The 24270-nt window shown below is 70.0% G+C and carries 17 protein-coding genes; 11 read left to right on the top strand and 6 right to left on the bottom strand.

The window, feature by feature from the left end; translation table 11 throughout:
• Positions 1 to 466 precede the first annotated feature (466 nt).
• Together AB0I98_RS43955 and ptsP are read left to right on the top strand one after the other, a co-directional pair.
• On the top strand, positions 467 to 916 hold the full coding sequence (locus AB0I98_RS43955; protein ID WP_210581459.1) for a PTS glucose transporter subunit IIA: 450 nt from the start codon (positions 467 to 469) through the stop codon (positions 914 to 916).
• Between the two features lie 79 nt (positions 917 to 995).
• Positions 996 to 2666: a phosphoenolpyruvate--protein phosphotransferase gene (ptsP, locus tag AB0I98_RS43950; protein WP_362951689.1), complete on the top strand. Its 1671-nt coding sequence runs from the start codon at positions 996 to 998 to the stop codon at positions 2664 to 2666.
• A 72-nt stretch (positions 2667 to 2738) separates the two neighbouring features.
• Here the strand turns inward: ptsP and AB0I98_RS43945 are convergent, their stop codons facing one another.
• Positions 2739 to 3638, bottom strand: a complete 900-nt coding sequence (locus AB0I98_RS43945; protein WP_362951688.1) for a hypothetical protein — start codon at positions 3636 to 3638, stop codon at positions 2739 to 2741.
• Positions 3639 to 3660: 22 nt separating this feature from the next.
• Positions 3661 to 4869 (bottom strand): MFS transporter, encoded by a 1209-nt coding sequence (locus tag AB0I98_RS43940; RefSeq protein WP_362951687.1) that lies wholly within the window; start codon positions 4867 to 4869, stop codon positions 3661 to 3663.
• A gap of 111 nt (positions 4870 to 4980) precedes the next feature.
• Here AB0I98_RS43940 and AB0I98_RS43935 point away from each other — a divergent pair, with 111 nt between their 5' ends.
• On the top strand, positions 4981 to 6300 hold the full coding sequence (locus AB0I98_RS43935) for an aminotransferase class I/II-fold pyridoxal phosphate-dependent enzyme (protein ID WP_362951686.1): 1320 nt from the start codon (positions 4981 to 4983) through the stop codon (positions 6298 to 6300).
• Positions 6301 to 6303: 3 nt separating this feature from the next.
• Here AB0I98_RS43935 and AB0I98_RS43930 read toward each other — a convergent pair whose 3' ends face one another.
• Complete coding sequence (locus AB0I98_RS43930) at positions 6304 to 8271, bottom strand: acetoacetate--CoA ligase (protein WP_362951685.1); 1968 nt, start codon at positions 8269 to 8271, stop codon at positions 6304 to 6306.
• Between the two features lie 213 nt (positions 8272 to 8484).
• Here AB0I98_RS43930 and AB0I98_RS43925 point away from each other — a divergent pair, with 213 nt between their 5' ends.
• The gene (locus tag AB0I98_RS43925; RefSeq protein ID WP_362951684.1) at positions 8485 to 10863 is read left to right on the top strand and encodes a glycoside hydrolase family 31 protein; all 2379 of its coding nucleotides are present in this window, start codon (positions 8485 to 8487) and stop codon (positions 10861 to 10863) included.
• On the opposite strand, the gene AB0I98_RS43920 is transcribed toward AB0I98_RS43925, so the two are convergent.
• Entirely contained in the window at positions 10854 to 11390 is a 537-nt protein-coding gene (locus AB0I98_RS43920) for an NUDIX domain-containing protein (RefSeq protein ID WP_362951683.1), read from the bottom strand. The genes AB0I98_RS43925 and AB0I98_RS43920 overlap by 10 nt on opposite strands.
• A 309-nt stretch (positions 11391 to 11699) precedes the next feature.
• On the opposite strand from AB0I98_RS43920, the gene AB0I98_RS43915 reads away from it, so the two are divergent.
• The 5 genes from AB0I98_RS43915 (at position 11700) to glpK (ending at position 17789) form a co-directional block, all read left to right on the top strand.
• A complete protein-coding gene (locus AB0I98_RS43915; RefSeq protein WP_362951682.1) occupies positions 11700 to 12146 on the top strand; it encodes a zinc ribbon domain-containing protein in 447 nt (148 codons plus the stop codon).
• Positions 12143 to 13333 (top strand): lipid-transfer protein, encoded by a 1191-nt coding sequence (locus tag AB0I98_RS43910; RefSeq protein ID WP_362951681.1) that lies wholly within the window; start codon positions 12143 to 12145, stop codon positions 13331 to 13333. Before AB0I98_RS43915 ends, AB0I98_RS43910 begins: the two co-directional genes overlap by 4 nt.
• A 218-nt stretch (positions 13334 to 13551) precedes the next feature.
• Entirely contained in the window at positions 13552 to 15204 is a 1653-nt protein-coding gene (locus AB0I98_RS43905) for a GGDEF domain-containing protein (protein ID WP_362951680.1), read from the top strand.
• 325 nt (positions 15205 to 15529) lie between these two features.
• A complete protein-coding gene (locus AB0I98_RS43900) occupies positions 15530 to 16255 on the top strand; it encodes an MIP/aquaporin family protein (protein WP_362951679.1) in 726 nt (241 codons plus the stop codon).
• A 22-nt stretch (positions 16256 to 16277) separates the two neighbouring features.
• Positions 16278 to 17789: a glycerol kinase GlpK gene (gene glpK / locus AB0I98_RS43895; RefSeq protein WP_362951678.1), complete on the top strand. Its 1512-nt coding sequence runs from the start codon at positions 16278 to 16280 to the stop codon at positions 17787 to 17789.
• Positions 17790 to 17861: 72 nt separating this feature from the next.
• Here the strand turns inward: glpK and AB0I98_RS43890 are convergent, their stop codons facing one another.
• Entirely contained in the window at positions 17862 to 18467 is a 606-nt protein-coding gene (locus AB0I98_RS43890) for an ATP/GTP-binding protein (protein ID WP_362951677.1), read from the bottom strand.
• The gene (locus AB0I98_RS43885; protein WP_362951676.1) at positions 18448 to 22116 is read right to left on the bottom strand and encodes a hydantoinase B/oxoprolinase family protein; all 3669 of its coding nucleotides are present in this window, start codon (positions 22114 to 22116) and stop codon (positions 18448 to 18450) included. The genes AB0I98_RS43890 and AB0I98_RS43885 overlap by 20 nt, the downstream gene beginning before the upstream one ends.
• 261 nt (positions 22117 to 22377) lie before the next feature.
• Between AB0I98_RS43885 and AB0I98_RS43880 the strand changes: the two genes are divergently transcribed.
• Together AB0I98_RS43880 and AB0I98_RS43875 are read left to right on the top strand one after the other, a co-directional pair.
• On the top strand, positions 22378 to 23196 hold the full coding sequence (locus tag AB0I98_RS43880; protein WP_362951675.1) for an IclR family transcriptional regulator: 819 nt from the start codon (positions 22378 to 22380) through the stop codon (positions 23194 to 23196).
• A gap of 152 nt (positions 23197 to 23348) precedes the next feature.
• On the top strand, positions 23349 to 24236 hold the full coding sequence (locus AB0I98_RS43875) for a 3-keto-5-aminohexanoate cleavage protein (protein ID WP_362951674.1): 888 nt from the start codon (positions 23349 to 23351) through the stop codon (positions 24234 to 24236).
• The last annotated feature ends 34 nt before the right edge of the window (positions 24237 to 24270 follow it).

The raw sequence follows: 24270 nt of genomic DNA, 5'->3' as shown, positions 1-24270 counted from the left end.
CCGAACGGTCGGAGACGGGGTATCAACATATCTGGCGTTGATTTTTGGCACGCTGTTGAGTTCTCAAGGAACGGACGCTTCCTTCGTACTCACCCGAGAAACACTCTCTCGCGGCTTTCCTCCGGGCGCTTCCCTTCGGTGTTTCCAAACTCTATCAGTGTTTTTCCGGCCCTCTGACCATCCTCCTGCAGACATGCAGAAGATGATCCCGAGATAGGATCTGACAAGTTGGATGCCGCCGGAGCCAGGACGCTTGGTCACGTCGCTCGGCCTCCAGCAGGGATACGACTCTACACGGGGCCGCGAAGAGGGTGCAAATCGATTGGGCTGGTGGTCTAGACCACTAGGCGTTATCTTTCATGCGGAACACGCACTTCATCTGACATACGCTGCTGCACAGTGCGCCGTCCGGGACAGACAGTGACGGTGACGGCCCGTGTGCATCTCCACCCCTGGGAGGCTTCCCATGACCACCGTGACGTCCCCTCTTGCAGGACGCGCCATCGGACTGGCCGCCGTGCCGGATCCGGTCTTCTCCGGGGCCATGGTCGGCCCCGGTACGGCGATCGACCCCGTGCGTGAGCCTTCCGAGGCGGTCTCGCCCGTCGACGGAGTGATCGTTTCTCTCCACCCGCACGCCTTTGTCGTCGTCGACGAGCAGGGGCACGGTGTGCTCACCCATCTCGGTATCGACACGGTTCAGCTGAACGGCGAGGGCTTCGAGCTGCTCGTGAACAAGGGCGACACCGTGCAGCGCGGCCAGAGCATCGTGCGCTGGAACCCGGCTGCCGTCGAGGCCGCCGGTAAGTCCGCGGTGTGTCCGATCGTGGCGCTCGAGGCCACGGCAGAGGCGCTCTCCGACCTCCGTGACGACGGTGATGTGAAGGCCGGCGACAGTCTCTTCGTCTGGAAGTGACGTCGGTGCCGTCGTATGACGGCAAGTAGGGACAACCATCGCGGCGGCGGGACCCGCCGCACTATCGGAGACGGGTGAGATGGAGACAACGCTGCGAGGCGTCGGCGTGAGCCACGGTGTGGCGATCGGCGAGGTTCGGCACATGGGAACGGCGGTCCTCGAACCGCCTGCCAAGCAGATTCCGGCGGAGGACGCGGAGCGTGAACAGGGGCGCGCCCGTAAGGCCGTGGAAGCTGTTGCGGCCGATCTGATTGCGCGCGGCAATCTGGCGGGCGGCGAAGCCCAAGCGGTGCTCGAGGCGCAGGCCATGATGGCTCAGGACCCCGAGCTGATGGCGGATGTGGACCGTCGAGTCGCGGTCGGCAGCACGGCCGAGCGTGCGGTGTACGACGCGTTCGCCGCGTATCGCGAGCTGCTGGCGGGTGCCGGCGAGTACCTCGCCGGTCGCGTGGCCGACCTCGACGACGTGCGGAATCGTATCGTCGCCCGGCTGCTCGGGGTGCCGATGCCCGGCGTTCCGGACAGCGACCACCCGTACGTTCTGGTCGCTCGTGACCTGGCGCCTGCCGACACGGCACTGCTGGACCCGACTCTCGTCCTCGGTTTCGTCACTGAGGAGGGCGGGCCGACCAGCCATAGCGCGATCCTGGCTCGGGCGCTCGGCGTTCCGGCCGTCGTGGCGCTGCCGGGCGCCGGTGAGCTCGCCGAGGGCACGGTGATCGCCGTGGACGGCAGCACCGGCGATATTTTCGTGAACCCGAGCGAAGAGAAGAAGGCCCAGCTCGAGGCTGCGGCCGCCGAGCGCAAGGCCGCGCTGGCCGCCTCGACCGGACCGGGGGCCACGGCCGATGGTCACAAGGTGCCGTTGCTGGCCAATGTCGGGGGTCCGGCGGATGTGCCGGCCGCTGTCGAGGCCGGCGCCGAGGGCGTCGGACTCTTCCGTACCGAGTTCCTCTTCCTCGACGACAGCAAGAGTGCGCCGTCGGAGGAGAAGCAGGTCGAGGCTTACCGGCAGGTGCTCGAGGCCTTTCCCGAGGGGCGCGTCGTCGTACGGGTGCTGGACGCGGGCGCGGACAAGCCTCTGGACTTCCTGACGCCCGCCGACGAGCCGAACCCGGCGTTGGGTGTACGCGGTCTTCGAACGCTGCTCGACCACCCTGAGGTGCTGCGCACCCAGCTGACGGCGCTGGCGAAGGCGTCGGAGGGACTGCCGGTCTACCTCGAGGTCATGGCCCCGATGGTGGCGGACCGTGCCGACGCCAAGGCGTTCGCCGACGCGTGCCGTGCGGCTGGGCTGCAGGCGAAGTTCGGTGCGATGGTCGAGATCCCGTCGGCCGCGCTGCGGGCGCGCTCGGTTCTGCAGGAGGTCGAGTTCCTGTCCCTGGGAACCAATGACCTCGCGCAGTACACCTTTGCTGCCGACCGGCAGGTGGGGGCCGTCTCCCGGCTGCAGGACCCGTGGCAGCCTGCGCTGCTCGACCTGGTGGCGCTGTCAGCCGAAGCGGCGAAGGCCGAGGGCAAGAGCTGTGGTGTCTGCGGTGAGGCGGCGTCGGACCCGCTGCTCGCGTGTGTGCTGACCGGTCTTGGGGTCACCTCTCTTTCCATGGGTGCGGCGTCGATTCCTTATGTCCGGGCGACTCTCGCGAAGTACACGCTGGCCCAGTGTGAGCGTGCTGCCGCGGCGGCGCGGGCTGCGGACAGCGCCGAGGACGCGCGCACCGCGGCACAGGCTGTGCTGTCCGGCGAGTAGGGCGAAGCGGCAGGCCGTCTTGGGCTGTTGATGAGGGGCGCCCCGCCTTCGGGTGGGGCGCCCCTCGCGTGTTCAGTGGTCGTGCCCCGTCGTCGGTCGCTCCTCGTCCAGTCCGAGGTCGGGTGGCGTGCAGTAGTCCACGCCGGATTCCGGGGAGATGAGGTCTCCGGATTCGACGTCGGTGCAGTAGGCGTCGAAGACCTCGCCGGCGGTGAGGGGTTCGAGGCCGTCTCCGCGTAGGCGCCAGCCGTAGATCCGGTCGGGAGTGTCTGGCGCGCTGGTCCGCATCACGAGTCCGCCCGGGCTTTCGGTGGCGAGGCCGAGGGCGAGGACTGTGATGAATTCGAGGGCCTCGGACTCGTCGAGCTGGGTCGTGCCGTCCGCACCGCCGTCGGCGTGGAGGACGGAGACGAGTGTTTCCGGTGTCCCCGAGACGCTGCAGACGAGATGGCGGGCGCCTGGCTGGGCCGTGTCGAGGATGCGGACGAGGAATTGTGATGCGCTGACGAAGGCCGCACGGCCGATGTCTTCCCCGCAGGACGCGCAGGCGCCGAGTCGGGCGAGCAGTGTGGACGCGTACTCCCACGTCGCCTGGCGTACGGCCTCGTCGATCAGGGTCGGGACGAGGTCGGCGAGGGGCTGGCCCTCGTAGGGAACCGTTGGGCCAGTGGTCGCGACTTCGGCTGTGAACCGGGTGCGGCTCGTCGGGATGTCGGGATCCAGGCCTGTGTCCGCGCAGAAGTCGGCGTACTCCTGCGGGTCGAAGAGGGCGACTGTCGTGTGGTTGCCCTGAGAGGCACGCGTCTTGAGCAGCGCCTCCACTTGTTGGAGGTATGTCCTGTGGTCGTCGAAGGTGAAGGTGCGATAGCGCCGCATGGCGCGGAAGTCGTGCTCGTCCGTCAGCAGGCCGATGGTGCCCGCGATTTCACGGCGCAGGACGCGCCGCATGGTCTGGTGGTCGGTGTGCGCCATTCTTCCCCCTGCGTGCAGTCGGTCAATGCTCACTCACAGTAACGGGCGGCACTGACAATGGCTTCCGGGCGAGGCGTTCGCGGACCAGGCGGTGCTGGATCAGGCAGGTCAGGGCGATGCCGGCGCCGAACGCGATCCACCCTGCGGGGCCGGTGGCGATGGCGGCGGTGACGGCGAGGGGTCCGACGCTGCGCTGGGCGGACTGGGCGAGGCCGTGGACGCCGAGGTAGAGGCCTTGCGCGGTGTCGGGGGCGAGGGCGAGCGACAGTTCCCAGGAGACGGTGGCGTGGAGCATCTCCGCCACGGTGAACGCGACGGCCGAGGCGGTGAGGAGCAGCGTGGCGGTGAGGGTTGCGCCGGTGGCTGCGAGCGCCAGGGTGACTCCGCCCAGCGCGAATACCGCGGAGAGCGGTTTCAGCAGGGCGCGTGCCGCCGCGGTCGTTGTCCCGAAGCGGGCCAGCGGTACCTGGAGGGCCACCACCATCACGTTGTTGAGGACCATTAGCAGAGGGACGAGGCCGTGTGGGGCGTTGCTCGCGTGGGCGATCCACAAGGGCAGACCGAGCTTGAAGACCGAGTCGTGGAGGGAGAGAAGGGTCTCGGTGGCGACGTAGGCGAGGTAGGTGCGGTCACGCCAGGGGTTCGCCCGTTGTGTTGTGGGTGCCGGGTCCTTCGACGTGATCACGGTCCGGCATGGGGAGGGTGGCTCGCCGCACCGCAAGGTCAGCAGCGCGGAGACGACGAAGGACAGTGCGTCGCCGATGAGGAGCCACTGATACGCGGTGGTGGTGCCGACGGCGAGTGCCGCTGCCGCGGCGAGGCCGCCCAGGGCCCAGCCGGCGTTGGCGACGGTTCGGTGGACTGCCTGGTAGCGGACTCGGCCGGCTCCGGCGACGCGGGCGGCGTACAGCCTGGTGAGGACGCTCGAGGCGCGGTCGCCGAGGCTCCCGACGGCCGAGAAGGCGAGGAGCAGGGCGTAGTCATGGGTGGTGAGGAGGGCGAAGGAGGCCAGGGCGCGCAGGAGTTGCACGGCGATGAGGACTCGGGTGAGGGGGAACCGGTCGGCGATTCGGCCGCCCAGGGGTGCCCCGGCGATTCCGATGGCCCCGGCGACGGCGACGAGGCTACCGACCTCAGCGACGGAGAGGCCGGAGACGTAGGTGAAGTACAGGACGGACACGGAGGCCCACAGTCCGCTGCCGATTCGGTCGACGAGGGCGACCGTGAGCATTCTGCGTCCGTCGCGGCCTCCGGGAATGCGTGATGACCATGCTGCCGTGAGACCTCTCGACCGCACTGCTCCCCCTTGCTTCCCATTATGTATTGGTACATAATTGTCAATGTGGCAACACAATATGGGATCAGTGGTACGACGGCCAAGGGGATTGCCGCGTCCGTCGAACAGGGCGTGGCAGAAGGCTCATTGGGCCCGGGGGCCGTGCTGCCTCCGGTACGACGGCTCGCGGACGAGCTCGGGGTGAGTCCGGGGACGGTCGCCACCGCCTACAAGGAACTTCGGGGACGCGGCATCGTGGTCACGCGAGGGCGGGGCGGCACCGTGGTGGCACCGGAGCCGGCTGTGGCGTCGCGGCGGCCGCCGAAAGTGCCGGAGGGGCTGCGGGACTTGTCGGGTGGGCATCCGGACCCCGCGCTGCTGCCTGCGCTCGTACCTCCGTCGCGTCTGTCACCCGGTGCCCGGTCACACCGGTCGACGCCCAGGCTGGAGCGGCTGGAAGATGCCGTGCGCGACTGGCTGCTGCCTGATGGTGTGCCCGTGGAGCATGTGACGTTCGCTCACGGAGCGCTGGATCTGATCGGGCGGCTGCTGTCGGTGGAGCTGCGGCCGGGCGATGCCGTCGCGATGGAGGATCCCGGGTATCACCATCTGCTGGATCTTGTAACGGCTTTGGGGTTGCGGATCGTTCCCGTGGCCGTGGACGACGAGGGAGTGCGCCCCGATGCCCTGCGCGCGGCTCTACGGGCGGGCGCGCGCGCCCTGGTGTGCAGTCCTCGGGCCCAGAACCCGTACGGCGGCTGCTTTTCCGCGGTGCGCAGGGACGCGCTGGTCGACGTTCTCCGGGACGAGCCCGAAGTGCTCGTCGTCGAGAACGACCATGCCTCCGAAGTGGCCGGAGCGCCCCTGCACACGCTGACGGCCCGTGGGCCGGCGCGCTGGGTGCACGTACGGACGGTGAGCAAGTTCCTCGGGACGGACCTGCGGTGGGCGACGGCGGCGTGTGACGCGACCACGCTGGCGCGGCACGACGGGCGGCTGCTGCTGACGTCGGGCTGGGTCAGCCATATGCTCCAGGAAACGGTGTACGGGCTGCTGACCGACGACGGCACGCGCGCGTTGGTGACGCGTGCCGGGGAGGCCTATGCCCTGCGCCGGAGCGCTCTTCTTCAAGAGTTCGGAGGACGGGGCATCGAGGCACATGGGGCGAGCGGGATGAATGTGTGGGTGTCTGTGCGCGACGAGTCGGCCGTGGTGAACGGGCTGCGGTCGTACGGGTGGTGGGTCGCGTCAGGTGCTCGCTTCCGGCTGGCGGCCGGTCCGGGTGTACGGATCTCGGTGGCCGATCTCGAGCCCGTCGACGCGGTGCGGCTGGCCTCCGACTTCGCCGTTGTGCTCGGTGAGTCGGAGGCCACGTACGGGGGTTGATCCTCAGGCGCGTTTGTGGGCGAGGTCCTCGTAGAAGTGCAGCAGGTCGAGGTTGTCGATGGAGCCGGGGTTGACCGCCTTCTCCAAGGGTGTGCCCTGGAGGAGGCGTTTGACCGGGACCTCGATGCGCTTGCCGGTCAGGGTGTGCGGGATTCCGGGAACTTCGATGATCTCGTCGGGGATGTGACGCGGTGAGAGCTGTTCGCGGATGGTCTGCTTGATGCGGTTCAGGAGGGCCTCGTCGAGAGCGGCCCCTGGGACCAGGTGCACGAAGAGGGGCATCCAGTAGCCGCCGTCGGGCTGTTCGATGCCGATGACGAGGGATTCCTTGATCTCGGGGAGACGCTCGACGGCTTCGTAGATGTCGGCGGACCCCATGCGCACGCCCTGGCGGTTGAGCGTGGAGTCGGAGCGGCCGTGGATGACGACGGAGCCTCGGGGGGTGACGGTGATCCAGTCGCCGTGGCGCCACACGCCGGGGTACGTGTCGAAGTAGCTGTCGTGGTAGCGGCTGCCGTCGGGGTCGTTCCAGAAGTGGATGGGCATGGACGGCATGGGGTTGGTGACCACGAGTTCGCCGACCGCGTCGATCAGGGGTTTTCCGCTGGGGTCCCAGGACTGCAGATCGGTGCCCAGGCCGGGTGCCTGGAGCTCGCCGATGTACACGGGGAGGGTCGGTACGGCTCCTGCGAAGCAGGAGCACACGTCCGTGCCACCGCTGACGGACGCGATCCACAGGTCGTCGCGGACCTCGTCGTGCAGCCAGCGGAACCCGTCGGGCGGGAGGGGGGATCCGGTGGTTGCGACGCACTGCACGGTGGAGAGGTCGAAGTCGCGTGCCGGGTGCACCTCGGCCTTGCGGCAGGCCATGACGTAGGCGGCCGAGGTGCCGTACAAAGTGGCCTGTGTGCGTTCGGCGACCCGCCACTGGGCGCCCGTGTCCGGGTAGCCGGGGCTTCCGTCGTAGAGCACGATCGTCGTGCCGGTGAGGAGGCCGGACACGAGGAAGTTCCACATCATCCAGCCGGTCGACGTGTACCAGAAGAAACGGTCCTCGGGGCCTAGGTCGCAGTGCAGGCCGAGTTGCTTGAGGTGCTCGACGAGGATGCCGCCCTGGGACTGGACGATGGCCTTCGGCAGGCCTGTGGTGCCGGAGGAGTAGAGCACCCACAGGGGGTGGTCGAAGGGCACCTGCTCGAAGACGGGCTCGGTGTCCGCGGCCGTCAGGGCCGACCATTCCAGGGCGCCTTCGGGGACCGGGGTGCCGAGGACGGGGATGTGGACGACCGCGCGCAGGGTGGGCAGTTCGCGGCGGAGTTCGGCGACGATGTCGCGGCGGTCGTGTTCCTTGCCGCCGTAGCGGTAGCCGTCGACGGTGAAGAGCACGACCGGTTCGACCTGCTGGAAGCGGTCGAGGACGCTGCGGGCGCCGAAGTCGGGGGCGCAGGACGTCCACACGCCGCCCACGGCGGCCGTGGCGAGGAGGGCGACGACCGCCTGCGGGATGTTCGGGAGGTAGCCGCTGACGCGGTCTCCGGGGCGTACGCCGAGGGCCCGCAGCTCGGCGGCGAGGGAGCCGACCTGGCGGCGCAGCTCGGACCAAGTGACGGGGCGCGGCTGGTGGGTCTCGTCGACATGCAGCAGGGCTGGTTCGTCCGGGCGGGACGCGGCCGCGCGGAGGGCGTGCTCGGCGTAGTTCAGGGTGGCGCCGGGGAACCACTGGGCACCGGGCATCGAGCGGTCGCCCAGCACACGCGCGTACGGCGTGGAGAACTGTACGTCGAACCACTCCGTGACGGCCTTCCAGAACGTGTCCAGTTCGTCGACGGACCAGCGGTGCAGCGCCGCGTAGCCGCCCTCGGAGGGGGCTCCGTGATGCTCGGCCGCCCGGGCCTGGAACTTGGTGATCTGTGCCTGGGCGATGCGTTCCGGATCTGGTTGCCACAGCGGCTGGGGGTTCACGGTCGACATGGGGCGGCTCCCGGACTGTGCGCGTCGTGTGCGTCTCCCGCGCACGGGCTGGGGTGTGCGCGTGACGCGGCTGACACGGACGATGCCATGTGATCGACTTCTGCACCAGGGTGCGCCCCACATAGTCGGCGTCGTGAAGATGTGGTCTTGCCACGGGTGAACGGCAGCTGAACGACACGCGTGTGTGGCGCGGTCAATGGCAGGGTGAGCAGCATGAACGGTCGTGACCTGGTGCGTTCGGTGAAGGCAGTCGGCTCTGCGGGAGCCGCTCAGAGGTTGCGTGCCGTGCAGGCGGCATGGCGCCGCAGGCGAGCCGACGCGGCCGGGCTCCCGGCGCGGGGTGCCGAGCGCGCCCGGGTACCGGGTGTCGTGCAACAGGTGGAGCCCGGCCCCGGGGGCGGCCTGGTCCGCTTCAGCAGGTCCGAGCTGCGGATCACCGTCGCCGTGAACGGCGCCGTCTTCTGGGGCTGGGACGGGGCCGCTCCCGAGCCCTCGTACGCCCTCGCGGGACGCTGTCCGGAGCCGGACCCCCGGGCGGTGCTGGAGCCGGACAAGGACGGCGGCTGGCGGGTCGTGGCGGAGCGCGTGACGGTCGTCGTCTCCCGGCACGGCGCCGTGGAGGTGCGTACGCCCGGTGGGGTGACCCTGCGTCGCGCTCTGCCGCCCCGCTGGTGGGAGCCGGTGGGCGGAGGCGCGGCACGCTGGATGCAGCGGTCGGAGGTGGCCGCCGACGCGCGCTTCTTCGGGCTCGGTGGGAGGGCGTCCGGGCCTCGGCTGCGGGACGGCACGTACCGACTGTGGAACACCGACCCCGGACGCCCGTTCGGTCCCGGTGACGACCCGCTGTACATCACGATGCCGGTCCAGTTGGTCGTGGCCGACGCGGCCACCCATCTGGTGTTCCACGACACCTCCTGGGACGGCACGCTCACGCTGCGGGAGGGCGAGGAGGGCGCCGGCTCCGGTCACGATCGGTCGGGGGCGTGCGAACTGCGCATGGACGGAGGTCCGTTGCGCTGCTGGGTCATGGTGGGCACTCCCGCGCGCGTGCTGCTCGCCTGGGCGTCGCTCACCGGGGCGCCCGCGCTGCCGCCCGCGTGGGCGCTGGGCCACCATCACGCGCGGTGGGGCTTCGGCAGCGAGCAGGAGGTCCGACGGATCGTCGCGGGGTACCAGGAGCGCGGCCTGCCGCTGGACGCGGTCCATCTGGACATCGACCATTACGACGCCCACCAGGTGTTCACCGTCGACCACGAGCACTTCCCCAAGCTGCCCCAGCTCGCCGAGGATCTGCGGCGGGACGGAGTCCGGCTGGTGTCGATCGTCGACCCGGCGGTGAAGGCTGTACCGGGCAACGCGGTGTACGACAGCGGTACGGACGAGGGGGCCTTCGTGCGGGACGCCTCGGGCGGGCTGGTACGGGGAGTCGCCTGGCCCGGGGAGGCTGTCTACCCGGACTTCACGCACGCGCGCGTGCGTGCCTGGTGGGGTCGGCTCTACGAGGAGCGGCTGGCGCAGGGGTTCACCGGGTTCTGGCACGACATGAACGAACCCGTCTCGTTCAACGCCTTCGGGGAGTCGACGCTGCCGCGCTCGGCCAGGCACGACCTCGACGGACGCGGCGGCGACCATCGTGAGGCGCACAACGTCTACGCGCTGTGCATGGCCCAGGCCGCGTACGAGGGCCTGCGGGCGCTGGCACCCAAGGAGCGGCCCTTCCTGTTCTCCCGTTCGGGATGGGCCGGCATGCAGCGCTACGGGGGGACGTGGTCCGGTGATGTGGCGACGGGCTGGCCTGGGTTGCGGGCGTCACTGGCGTTGGTCATGGCGCTGGGACTGTGCGGGGTGCCGTACTCGGGGCCGGACGTGGGCGGCTTCGACGGGAGTCCGTCACCGGAGCTGTATCTGCGGTGGTTCCAGCTGAGCGCGTACCTGCCGCTGTTCCGGACGCACGCGAGCCTGCGGGCCGGCCGCAGGGAGCCGTGGGAATTCGGGCCGGAGGTGTTGGAGCACGCGCGCGTGGCGCTCGTCGAACGCCGTCGGCTGCTCCCGTACTTCGTCACGCTGGCGCATCTGGCCCGCCGCACGGGAGCGCCCTATGTGCGGCCCATGTGGTGGGGCGCGCCGGAGGACCGGGCGCTGCGGAACTGTGAGGATGCGTTTCTGCTGGGCGACAGTCTGCTGGTGGCCCCGGTGCTCGGTCCGGGCACGGACCGACGCGCGGTGCAGCTGCCGCGGGGCCGCTGGTTCGACACGGTGACGGAGCAGGCGTACGACGGGCCGGGGCAGGTGCTGGTCGACGCGCCCCTGTCGCGGATTCCCGTTCTCGCGCGCGCGGGTGCCGTCGTCCCGGTGCGCGGGGACGACGGTGGGCTGGAACTGGAGGTATGGGCGCCGGCCCGTGGCCGGACCGGAGGCGGGCTGGTCGTGCAGGACCCGGGTGACGGGTGGGACGAGCCTGGGATCGAGCGGTACGTCACCCGCTGGGAGGGCGGGGAGCTGATCGTCGAGCGGGACGGTGAGGGCGGCGGGGACGCGCCGCCCCACCCGGTGCGCATACGGGGGCTCATAGAAGGCCGATCTCAGATGTAGCGGCCCTCGAACCACGCCCCTACGGCCACCGTGTGCAGCGGGAAGGCCAGCTCCTCCGGCCTGCGCAGGAGGTGCCAGCCCTCCGTCTCGTCCGTGGCGGCGGACGCGGGAAGGACGCCGGCCGGGCGTTCCGGCAGCAGACCGAAGAGAAGCAGGTGCCCGTCGGGGGAGCTCATCGCGTCGACGAGCCGCACGTCGCGGCCGGCCGCGTCAATACCGGTCTCCTCTTTGAGTTCGCGCACGACGGCGTGCCGCCAGTCCTCCCGGTCGTCGATGTACCCGCCGGGCAACGCGATGCCCCCGCGCGCGGGGGCCACGGTCCGGGTGATGACGACCAGGGCGGTGCCCCTCGTGTCGTACACGGGTTGCAGAGCGACGGCGACCGGCAGCGGATTGCGGTAGGCCACGGTCCCGCAGGCCGGACATGTGCGGGGCCAGCCGGAGACGCCCCCTCCGTAGGGCGTGCCGCAGCTCGAACAGTGGGAGCCAGGCGCGGAGTTGGGGACGGAGGTTTGATTTTCGGACACGCGGCGGACTGTATCCGATCACGGTGAGGACGTCTTCGGGGGGCGGATCAGGGCTTGCCGGTGAGGGATTTTCGGTTCGCCGGGAGCCGCAATGGTCCACGGGGCCAGACCGCGTAGCGCTACGGAGGATTGTGTTCGTGTGACTGCACGCGAAGAGGCGGCCGGAGCCACCCCCGTGGGCCCCGGCCGCCTCTCCCGATACGACGACGCCGCAAGGACCCGTTTGGTTCTCTCAATACGCCCTGCTCATTTCAGGTTGCCCATGGCACACTTCTGACGTTCCGTCAGATCACCTGCCGGGGAGGGTTCTTGTCACGTACACACACACCTGCGGTCGAGCGATGGTTCACCGGCGACGGGGACGACTTCACACTTCTCGGCACGCGCTGTACGGCCTGCGCCTCGGTCTTCTTCCCCCGCGAGGACGCGCACTGCCGCAACCCCGGCTGCCCGGGCGGCGATCTGGACGAGGTCCCGCTGTCGCGGCGCGGGCGCGTCTGGTCGTACACCGACAGCCGATACCGGCCTCCGTCACCCTATGTGACTGATCCGGAACTTCCGTGGGAGCCTTACACGTTGATCGCTGTGGAGCTGGAGAGCGAGCGGATGGTGGTGCTGGGACAGGCGGTTCCCGGGGTCACCGTCGCCGATCTGGCGGTGGGCATGGAGGTGGAGGTGGTCCGGGGCGTGCTCCATGAGGACACGGAGACGGTCTGGACGACCTGGCAGTGGCGGCCGACGGGGGAGGCGGTATGACGGCAGAGGTGGCGGTGCTCGGTGCGGGCATGCACCCCTGGGGCAAGTGGGGGCGCAGCTTCGTCGAGTATGGGACGGCGGCCGCCCGGGCGGCGCTCGCCGACGCGGGGCTGGAGTGGCGACGGGTCGATTCGGTCGTCGGCGCGGACACGGTGCGTGGCGGCTATCCGGGGTATGTGGCGGGGGCGACCTTCGCGAAGGCGCTGGGCTGGCAGGGGGCCCGGGTCGCGAGCGTGTACGCGGCGTGCGCTTCGGGGGCCCAGGCCGTCAACACCGCGCGGGCGCAGATCCTTTCCGGGCTCGCGGACGTGGTACTCGTCGTGGGTGCCGATGCCGCCCCCAAGGGGTTCTTCCGCCCCGTCGGCGGCGACCGGCCGGACGACCCCGACTGGCTGCGCTTCCGGGTCCTCGGCGCGACGAATCCGACGTACTTCGGGCTGTACGCACGCCGCCGGATGGCTGTTCACGGGGACACACCGGAGGACTTCGCACAGGTCAAGGTGAAGAACGCGGCACAGGGGGCGCTCAATCCGTACGCGCGCTACCGCAAGCCGGTCACCGCGGAGGAGGTCGCCGCTTCGGCGGTCGTCGCCGATCCGCTGCGGCTGCTGGACATCTGCGCCACCTCTGACGGCGGGGCGGCGCTGGTGCTGTGCAGCATGGAGTTCGCGCGCCGCCACGGGGTGACGGATCCGGTGCGGATCCGGGCGGTGTCCACGGTCACGCCGCGCTATCCGAACACGGTGCTGGACCTGCCGGACATCGCGACCGACTCGGCGGCCACGGTGGAGCCCGCCGCGGAGACGTTCCGCGCGTCCATCGCGCGGGCGGCCTACGAGGAGGCCGGTATCGGGCCCGAGGATCTCTCCCTCGCCGAGGTCTACGACTTGTCCACCGCCCTGGAGTTGCAGTGGTACGAGGATCTCGGACTGTGCGGCGAGGGCGAGGCCGTGAAGCTGCTGCGGGAGGGCGCGACGGCGCTCGGCGGGCGCATACCTGTGAACGCCAGTGGTGGGCTTGCCTCCTTCGGGGAGGCGGTCCCGGCTCAGGCGATCGCCCAAGTCTGCGAGTTGACCTGGCAGTTGCGACGGGACGCCGGTGCCCGGCAGGTCGCCGGGGCAGAGGTGGGGATCACTGCGAACCAGGGACTTTTCGGCCATGGTTCGGCGGTGATCGCGGTACGGTGACGGACCCGACCCGGCCGTGCGGCACACGCGACGGTACGGCCGTACGAACGCGACCCCGCCGTCGTACGCCCACGGGCCTTTCGCCGGGCGACGACGGAACGCCCGTCATATGTCCGGAAGTGGCAGACGTTGCACACGCTGCGTCATCGGTCCGGAATGCTGCGTGAATGTCTCATGAACTGCGCTCGGGGGTGCGCTGGGGGCGCCATCATGCTCCCGTGCACTCCTGGACGGACACTCTCCGCTTCGCCTTCCAACCGGTGGTCAATCTGACCACCGGCGGAGTCGCGGGCCTGGAGATACTCGCCCGCCCGGAGGCCGGCGACATCCTGGCCGAGGCCCGCCGCGATCCCGAACTCGACGGCAGGCTGGCCGTGTTGGCGGTCCGAGCGGCGGCGCGCAAGGAGACGATGCTGCCGCTGCACGTCAACGTGTTCGCGGGCACCCTCGCCGATCTCGGCGGCCTCACCCCGCTGCATGCCGCCGTGCGTGAGGCCGGGAGGCTGCCGTGGGAGGTGACCGTCGATGTGGTCCCGCCATACACGCATGTGCCGCAGCGGGCGCTGCTGGAGGCCGTGGGATCGCTGCGGAGCCAGGGTTTCCGGATCAGTGCGGACGGGGTCGGGGACGGGGACGTACCGCTGCGGCTGCTCACCGATCTCGCGCCTGACCTGGTGAAGCTCGATGCGTCGCTGCTGTCCCGGCCGGCGGCGGTGCGGGCGATGCGGACCTTGTGCGAGCAGCTGGGCGCGCTGCTGTCGGTGGAAGGCGTCGAGACCGAACTGCAGTGTGCGGCGGCGCTGTCGGCGGGTGCGCAGCTGGCGCAGGGGGAGCTGTTCGCGCCTCCGGCCCGGCTGCCGGCCGCGGACGTATACGTTCCGCACCGCTCCCCCGGCGCCATGGCGTCACCGCCGTCGGGCCCGTCGGTCCGGGAGTTCGTGCGGCCGGCCGCCCTGTTGCCCGCCACCGCGTCCGCCGGCCAGGTGCGGGCGCTGCTGACCGGGTCGCCGGACGTGTCCGGGGTGCTGCTCGTGGACCGCGACGGAGTGCCGGTCCGCTCGCTGCACCGGTCCCGCTTCCTGCTGTCCATGTCGGGGCGCTACGGGCATGCCCTGTACGCCGACCGGCCCGCGGCCAAACTGGGCGACCCGCCACGGACGGTGGGCATCGACGCGACCGCCTGGGAGGTCCTGGACGTGGTCGCGGTCGGCGGCAGCGACCGGACGTCGGACGATGTCGCCGTCGTCGACCGCTACGGCCGGTGCGTGGGCGTCGTACGCCTGGCGGACCTGGTGCGGGCGCTGGCCGAGACCCGGGTCGAGGAGGCGGCGTCGCTCAATCCGCTGACGCGGCTGCCCGGTTCGGACGCGATCACCGGTGAGGTGGACCGGCGGATCGCGGACGGGCGGACCTTCGCGCTGAGTTGGCTGGATGTCGACCATTTCAAACAGGTGAACGACGGGGCGGGATTCGCGGCGGGCGACGAGTTGATCCGGTCGGTGGGCCGGGCCCTGCAGCACGCCGCGTCCGAGAGCACCCGGGTGGGCCATATCGGTGGGGACGACTTCCTGGTGCTCGCCGATCCGGAGGGGCTGGATCCGCTGGCCGTCTCCGTGCTGGACGCGCCCTGGTCCGCGGGAGGGCGAGCCGTCACGTTGTCCCTGGCCACGGTCCTGTGCATGCCGGGCAGCGTCGCGGACCACCGGCAGGCGTCCGCATGCCTGGCACCGCTCAAGAAGGCCGCGAAATCGTTGTCCGGGGCGAGCTGGGTGCTGGGCCGCGCGGGTCTGCCCGGACATGAGATCCGCCGCGGGTCGGGGGCCGGGCCCGCTCCGGCGGAGTGCGCGGTGGTGGAGCCCGGGAGGGGCTGAGGGGCATGTCGGCTCCGGTCGCACTTCTCACCCTGCCTCTCAACCGTTGACGTCAACGACCTTGACGCTCTCTGAGTGCCGGTGAAAACTTCCCGGTGTCAGTCGACATCGCCGTACATTCTCGGCGTATCCAGGCACTGCGCCGCGCGGGCCCCGCCTGAGCCAAGGGCCACTCCCCCACGGGCGATTCGGCTGTTACGGCACGCTCGTCACGGACGCCGGGCGGGGCGCGGGACTCTCCCTGCCTCCGGCTGTTCGCCAAGGGAACCGCACCCTGCACGGAGGACCGGGGCCGATCGTCCCGGGCCAGGGCCTAGGAGCCGCCATGAGCAACGGAGACATATTCGTTGGCGAAGTCATCGGTACCGCGATCCTGATTCTGTTCGGCGCCGGAGTGGTCGCCGCCGTCGTACTGAACTACTCCAAGGCCAAGGACGCCGGCTGGGTCGTCATCGCCTTCGGCTGGGGCTTCGGTGTGATGGCCGGGGCGTACACCGCCGCACCGCTGTCCGGTGGGCACCTCAATCCCGCCGTGACCCTCGGGATCGCCATCGACACCGGGGACTGGGACAAGGTCCATCTCTATGTCGCCGGGCAGATGGTCGGCGCCTTCCTCGGCGCGATCCTGTGCTGGCTCGTCTATTTCGCGCAATTCCAGGCCAACGCCGAGGAGGACAAGGCCCAGCCGACACTCGGGATCTTCTCCACGGCGCCCGCGATCCGCAATCCCGTGGCGAACCTCATCACCGAGATCATCGCGACCGTCGGTCTCGTGCTGCCCATCCTGGCGTTCGGCCTGACCAAGGGGCTCGGTGAGTCCGGTACCGCGATTCTGATCGTCTCGTTCCTGGTGGTCGGCATCGGTCTGTCGCTCGGCGGTCCCACCGGGTACGCCATCAACCCGGCCCGTGACCTGGGCCCGCGCATCGCCCACGCACTGCTCCCGATCCCCAACAAGGGCACCTCGGACTGGGGTTACGCGTGGATTCCGGTAGTGGGTCCGCTGATCGGCGGGGCGCTGTCCGGGGTGATCTTCAACGCAGCGTTCTGAAGGATCCGACGAAGGGGACGTCATGACGGACAAGTTCGTCGCCGCAATCGACCAGGGCACTACCTCGAGCCGCTGCATCATCTTCAACCAGCACGGCGCGATCGTCGCCGTCGACCAGCGTGAGCATCGCCAGATCTTCCCCAAGCCCGGCTGGGTGGAGCACGACGCCACCGAGATCTGGTCCAAGGTGCAGGCCGTGGTCGCCGGCGCGATCGCCAAGGCCGGGCTGCGTGCCGACCAGCTCAGCGCGCTCGGCATCACCAACCAGCGGGAGACCACGGTCCTGTGGGACCGGGCGACGGGCAAGCCCGTGCACAACGCCATCGTCTGGCAGGACACACGCACCGCCGCCCTGTGCCATCAACTCGGCGGCTCGGACGGGCAGGACCGTTTCCGCGAACAGACCGGGCTGCCGCTGGCCAGCTACTTCTCCGGGCCCAAGGCGGCCTGGCTGCTGGACAACGTGCCGGGGCTGCGCACGCGTGCGGAGCACGGCGAGATCGCCTTCGGCACCATCGACTCCTGGCTCATCTGGAACCTCACCGGCGGCACCGACGGAGGACACCACGTCACCGACGTCACCAACGCCGGACGCACGATGCTGATGAACCTCGAAACCCTCCAGTGGGACCCGTCGATCCTTTCCGCGATGAACGTGCCCGAGGCCGTGCTGCCCGAGATCAAGTCGTCCGCCGAGGTGTACGGAACCGCCGTCGGGCAGCTCTCCGGCGTCCCCGTCGCCTCGGCGCTGGGCGACCAGCAGGCAGCGGTGTTCGGCCAGGCCTGCTACGACGTCGGCACCGCGAAGAACACCTACGGCACCGGCAGCTTCCTGCTGCTCAACACCGGTAACCGGCCGGTGCCGTCGAAGAGCGGGCTGCTGACGACGATGGGCTACAAGATCGGCAGTGAGGCGCCCGTCTACTGCCTGGAGGGGTCCATTGCGATAACGGGCGCGCTCGTGCAGTGGTTCCGCGACCAACTCGGCATCATCCGTACCGCCGACGAGATCGAGCCCCTGGCGGCGAGCGTCGACGACAACGGGGGCGCGTACATCGTGCCGGCGTTCTCCGGCCTGTTCGCGCCGTACTGGCGTTCCGACGCACGCGGAGTCGTCACCGGGCTCACCCGGTACGTCACCAAGGCACACCTCGCGCGCGCGGTGCTGGAGGCGACGAGCTGGCAGACGCGGGAGGTCGTGGACGCCATGTTCCAGGACTCAGGGGTGCACATCACGACCCTGAAGGTGGACGGCGGCATGACCAAGAACAACCTGCTGATGCAGCACCAGGCGGATGTCCTCGGGGTGCCCGTGATCCGGCCCAAGGTCTCCGAGACGACCTGCCTGGGCGCCGCGTACGCGGCCGGACTGGCCACCGGGGTGTGGAACGACCTCGACGAGCTCAAGGCGCACTGGCAGCGGGACGTCGAGTGGACGCCGGCGATGGAGGCATCGGTGCGGGACCGGGAGTACCACAACTGGCGCAAGGCCGTGGAGAAGAGCTTCGGCTGGCAGGAGGACGGCGAGAGCTAGGCACGCGCGCGTGCAGGCCCGCGAACTGCGGCCCGTACCCCGGTCGGTGGGGGTACGGGCCGTGCGTGTGCGTCAGGTGGTGACCGTCTGGCGGCGCTCCGCCGCATACGCCATGGCGTGCTGGACGACGCCGATGAGGACCTCCTTGACGGACTCCCGGTCGCGGGCGTCGCACAACACCAGCGGTACATAGTCGTCGAGGTCGAGTGCCTGGCGTACGTCGTCCTCCGGGTAACGGGCCGCTCCCTCGAAGCAGTTGACAGCGACGACGAAGGGTATGGAACGCCGCTCGAAGTAGTCGACGGCGGCGAAGGAGTCCTCCAGGCGCCGGGTGTCGGCCAGGACGACCGCGCCGAGCGAGCCCTCCGAGAGCTCGTCCCACATGAACCAGAACCGCTCCTGACCGGGCGTGCCGAAGAGATACAGCACCAGGTCCTCGCGCAGGGTGATGCGCCCGAAGTCCATCGCGACGGTCGTGGTGTGCTTGCCCTCCACGCCGCTCGTGTCGTCGACCGGGCGTCCGGCCTCCGTGAGCAGTTCCTCGGTGCGCAGTGGCCTGATCTCGCTGACCGCGCCGACGAGGGTGGTCTTGCCCACGCCGAAGCCGCCGGCCACCAGGATCTTGAGCGTGACGGGCTCGACCGGGGGCTTGCCGCGCTCAGAACGCCCGAAGATCATCGATCTCTTCTCCTGCTTGATGGGGGTCGGGGGACGGCGGTCCGTAGCCTCCGCCGCCTGGGGTTTCGACGACGAGTACGTCGCCCGGGACGACGTCCGTCGCATCGCTTGCGCCCAGTGCGCTGACCGTACCGTCCGCGCGCTCGACTCGGTTGGCGCCCAGCGCGCCGGGTTCGCCGCCCGCCATGCCGTACGGCGGGACCCTGCGGTGCTGGGAGAGCGTGGAGACGCTCATCGGCTCGTGGAACCGGATGCGGCGCACCGCTCCGTCGCCGCCGCGCCAGCGTCCGGCGCCGCCGCTGCCACGCCGGACGGCGAACTCCTCGAGCCGGACGGGCAGTCGCCACTCCAGGACTTCCGGGTCGGTGAGCCGCGAGTTGGTCATATGGGTCTGCACGACGGGCGCCCCGGTGAAGCCGTCGCCCGCGCCGGATCCGGAGGCGACGGTCTCGTAGTACTGGTGCCGTTCGTTGCCGAAGGTCACGTTGTTCATGGTGCCGGAGCCCTCTGCCTGGACGCCGAGTGCGGCATAGAGCGCGCCGGTGATCGCCTGCGAGGTCTCCACGTTTCCGGCGACCACGGCGGCGGGCGGCTCGGGGGCGAGCATCGAGCCGGACGGCACCACGATGTCGAGCGGGCGCAGACAGCCGTCGTTGAGGGGGATGTCGTCGGCGACCAGAGTGCGGAAGACATACAGGACGGCCGCGTTGACGACCGCGAAGGGCGCGTTGAAGTTGGAGTCCAGCTGGGGGGAGGTTCCGGTGAAGTCGACGGTCGCGGACCGGTTCTTGCGGTCGACGCGCACGCTGACCCTGATGACGGCCCCAGAGTCGGTCTCGTAGGCGTACTCACCGTCGTCCAGCGCGTCGATGACCCGTCGTACGGCCTCCTCCGCGTTGTCCTGGACGTGCTTCATGTACGCCTGGACGACGTCGAGGCCGAAGTTCTCGATCATGCGGGCGACTTCGTCGACGCCCTTCTGGTTGGCGGCGATCTGGGCGCGCAGGTCGGCGAGGTTGGTCTTCGGGTTGCGGGATGGGTAGCGCGCCTCGGTGAGGAGGCGGAGGGTCTCCTCCTCGCGGAAGCGGCCCCGCTCGGCGAGCAGCCAGTTGTCGAAGAGGATCCCTTCCTCGTCGATGGTGCGGCTGTTGGCGGGCATGGAGCCGGGCGCGATGCCGCCGATCTCGGCGTGGTGGCCGCGGGAGGCGACGTAGAAGAGGATCCGGTTGCTCTCCGTGTACACGGTGTCGTCGGCGTTCTCGGCGTTCTCGGTGTCGAAGACCGGGGTGATCACGGTGACGTCGGGGAGATGAGTGCCGCCGTGGTACGGGTCGTTGACGGCGTAGGTGTCGCCGGGGCGCATCCCGGAGCCGCGCCGCTGGATGACCTCCTTGACGCTGGTGCCCATCGAACCCAGGTGGACGGGGATGTGGGGGGCGTTGGCCACCAGGTTTCCGTCCGGGTCGAAGAGGGCGCAGGAGAAGTCCAGGCGCTCCTTGATGTTGACGGACTGGGCGGTGGACTCCAGCCGGGCGCCCATCTGTTCGGCGATCGACATGAAGAGGTTGTTGAAGACCTCGAGCAGAACGGGATCAGCTTTTGTGTCGAGATCGGAACTCTGCGTAATCACCGCGCGTTCCATGACCAGATGCCCGTCGTCGGTCGTCGCGGCCCGCCAGCCGTCGTCGACGACGGTCGTCGCACTGGCCTCGGTGATGATCGCGGGGCCGGTGACGGTTTCGCCGGGGGGCAGATTCTCACGGCGGTGGAGGGGTACGTCGCGCCAGGCGCCGCCGGTATGGAGGCGGACGGTCTCCGGCGCGGCAGAGCGGCCGTCAGGCGCGGCTGCGAACGGGGCGAGAGCGGAGAGATCGGGGGGTTCGGTGATGCCGGTGGCTTCTACGGAGAGGGCTTCGACGACGACCGGGCGGTCGAGGGTGAAGGAGTACGTGGCGCGATGACGTTCTTCGAAGGCGTGCTGCATGGTGTCGGGCTCGGTGAGCTCGACGGTGAGCGTGGTGTCGGTGCCGTCGTAGCGGAGCTGGGCGCGGCGGGTGATCCGGATGCGGTCCTCGGGAATGTCCTCGGCGAGGAGTTCGGCGCGGGCGGCGCCCTCCAGGTCCTCGGCGGTCTTGAGGACGGCGGGCATGGAGGCGGGCTCCAGGGGTGCCTCGACGGACTGTTCGCGCATGGCGGTGGTGTCGGCGAGGCCGATGCCGAGCGCGGAGAGCACGCCGGCCATGGGCGGTACGAGGACGGTGCGGATGCCGAGCGAATCGGCGACCATGCACGCGTGCTGGCCTCCCGCACCACCGAAGGTGGTGAGGGCGTAGCGGGTGACGTCGTGGCCCTTCTGGACGGAGATCCGCTTGACCGCGTTGGCGATGTTGGCGACGGCAATCTGCAGGTAGCCCTCGGCGACCTGCTCCGGTGTGCGGTCGTCGCCGGTCTGCTCCCGGATCTCCCGGGCGAGGGCGGCGAACCGGTCGCGGACGAGCGCGTCGTCGAGGGGCTGGTCGCCGTCGGGGCCGAACACCTTGGGGAAATGGGCGGGTTGGATGCGTCCGAGCATGACGTTGGCGTCGGTGACGGCAAGCGGGCCGCCGCCCCGGTAGCAGGCAGGCCCCGGCTCCGCGCCCGCCGAGTCCGGCCCTACGCGGTAGCGGGAGCCGTCGAAGTGAAGGACCGAGCCGCCGCCGGCCGCGACGGTGTGGATGTCCAGCATGGGAGCGCGCAGCCGGACTCCGGCGATCTGCGTGGTGAAGACGCGTTCGTACTCGCCCGCGAAGTGCGAGACGTCCGTGGAGGTGCCGCCCATGTCGAAGCCGATGACCCGGTCGAAGCCGGCCAGTTGCGACATACGGGCCATGCCGACGATGCCGCCGGCGGGCCCGGACAGGATGGCGTCCTTGCCGCGGAACTGCCCGGCTTCCGCGAGCCCGCCGTTGGACTGCATGAACATCAGCCGCACGCCTTCGAGTTCGTCGGCGACATGCTGGACGTAGCGCCGCAGCACGGGCGACAGGTAGGCGTCGACGACGGCGGTGTCCCCGCGCGGGACGAGCTTCATCAGCGGACTGACCTCGCTGGACAGCGAAATCTGCGGGAAGCCGATACGGGCGGCCAGCTCGCCGACGGCCTGTTCGTGGGCGGGGTGGAGGTGGCTGTGCATGCAGACCACGGCCATGGCCCGGATCCCGTCGTCGTACGCCTCTTGGAGGGGCCCGGCGAGGGCGTCCAGGTCGGGAGCGCGCAGGACGGTGCCGTCGGCGGCGATGCGCTCGTCGACCTCGATGACCCGCTCATAGAGCAGCTCGGGGAGTTCGATGCGGCGGGCGAAGATGCGGGGGCGGTTCTGGTAGGCGATGCGCAGGGCGTCGCGGAAGCCACGGGTGATGACCAGGAGGGTGCGCTCGCCCTTGCGTTCCAGGAGGGCGTTGGTGGCGACGGTCGTCCCCATCCGGACGGCCTCGACGGGGGCATGGGAGCCATCCAGCAGTTCGCGTACGCCGGCGACTGCCGCGTCGGCATAGCGCGCGGGGTTGTCGGACAGGAGCTTGTGGGTGAGGAGCCGGCCGTCGGGGCGTCGCGCGACGATGTCCGTGAAGGTGCCGCCTCGGTCGACCCAGAACTGCCAGCCCGTCGTCACGTCCGTCTCCCCGATCGCGCTGCTCGGAACCCTATCGGCAGCTCGGTTGCGGACGAGCTGCAGAGGGTCGTCGACGATCGGTCAGATCATATCGGGAGGGCTGCGCCGGTGCCCTGTCCACACCGGGCGGCGACTCCCGGTGAAGGCAGCGGTGACCGTTGTTCGCATTATGCGAGAGGCACACGGATAGTGCGAAGATGGGGAACAGTAGTCACCTAGGTCAAGGGGCCCATCCCGCGAGCCGTCAAGGAGCCTCCGAAGATGCGCATGTCCAACCCCCCAGGGACCCCGGGCGACAGCGAGTCCACCCCGGCCGCCGAGCCGAGTGGATCGTCGGGCAAGGTCCAGTCCCTGGAGCGGGCGATCGCGCTACTCCAGGCGACCGCCGACAGCGCGCCGGGCGGCGACACGGCCGCGAACCTGGCGGCGCGGTGCGGGCTCAACCGGGCCACGGCATGGCGGCTGCTGTCCACGCTGGAACAGCACGGTCTGGTGGAGCGCGACCCCGTCGGCAGTCGCTACACCATCGGTTTCACGGTCGCCCGAATGGCATCGGCGGCAGGCTTCGACGGCCTGATCCGCCGGGCGCACGGCACGTTGCGCCGGGTCAGCGAGCAGACCGGCGAGACGGCCAACCTCGCCGTGGTGCAGCAGCTCGGGCTGACGTACATCGACGAGGTGACCCCACCGGTGGTCCTCAGCGCCAAGTGGCTGGGGCGGCAGGTGCCGCTGCATGCCACGTCCACGGGCAAGGCGCTGCTGGCCTGGCTGCCGAGGGAGGAGGCGGAGTCGCTGCTCACCGAGCCGCTGACCGCGTTCACCGACACGACCGTCACCGACCGGGGGCGGCTGTGGGAGGAGTGCGCTCGGACGCGGGAGCGCGGATACAGCGTCTGCGCGGGCGAGATGGAGCGGAATCTGTACGGGGTGTCGGCGCCGGTGCTGGGCAGCCGCGGCCGGCCGTTCGCCGTGGTCAGCATCTGGGGACCGCAGGACCGGGTGACCGAGGCGCGGTTCGCGGACCTGGGGGCGCTGGCGCGGGCGGCGGCGGAGGAGATCTCGGCGGCTGCACGGGCGTAGGGCGGAGGGCGGCTGAGGAGCCGAGGGGCTGACGGCGGCTGGCAGCAGACGCTCTTGACGTAGCACCGCATGGCAGCGCATGTTCATAATCTGCGTCAGCTGCTCACCATATAAACAATGCTCTGCTCGTCGAGAGAGGAATCAGCGCGACCATGAACCAGGACGTCATCATCACCTGCGCCCTCACCGGCGCCGGTGACACCGTGCGCAAGAGCCCGCACGTCCCCGTCACCCCGGAACAGATCGCCACGTCCGCCGTGCAGGCCGCCGAGGCCGGTGCCGCCGCCGTGCACATCCATGTCCGTGACCCGGAGACCGGCGCGCCCTCCCGCGACCCGTGGCTGTATCGCGAGGTCGTCGAGCGCATCAAGGAGACGGGCACGGACGTCGTCATCAACCTCACCGCCGGTATGGGCGGCGACCTGGTGATCGACCCCGAGGAGCCGCTGAAGCATCTGCCCGGCACCGATCTCGTGGGCGGCCTCGAACGGCTGCCGCACGTCGAGGAGTTGCTGCCCGATATCTGCACCCTCGACTGCGGCTCCCTCAACTTTGGCGACGGCTCCACCCTCTATGTCTCGACGCCCGACATGCTGCGTACCGGCGCCCGGCGCATCCAGGAGCTGGGGGTGCGGCCGGAGTTGGAGATCTTCGACACCGGGCACGTGTGGTTCGCCAAGCAGTTGCACGCCGAGGGGCTGCTCGACGACCCGACCGTGTTCCAGCTGTGCATGGGCATCCCATGGGGCGCGCCCGCGGACCCCGGTGTGCTGCAGTCGATGGTGAACATGCTGCCGGACGGCGCGCGGTGGGCCAGCTTCGCGTTGGGCCGGATGCAGATGCCGTGGGTGGCGCAGTCGATCCTGCTCGGCGGACATGTGCGCGTGGGCCTGGAGGACAACCTCTATCTGGGCAAAGGCGTCAAGGCGACCAACGCCCAACTCGTGGAACGTGCCGTGACCATCGTCGAGGCGATGGGCGCCCGCGTCGCCACGCCCGAGGAGGCACGCCTCAAGCTCGGCCTCAAGCCGCGCGGCTGAGCACCACACCATGGCAGCTGATACCCCCGCCAAG

This window comes from Streptomyces sp. NPDC050211 (genome assembly GCF_040656035.1).
In the GTDB taxonomy this organism is placed as follows: Bacteria; Actinomycetota; Actinomycetes; order Streptomycetales; family Streptomycetaceae; genus Streptomyces.
The sequence above is the reverse complement of the archived record's forward strand: the minus strand, read 5'-3'. Positions and strand labels throughout refer to the sequence as shown.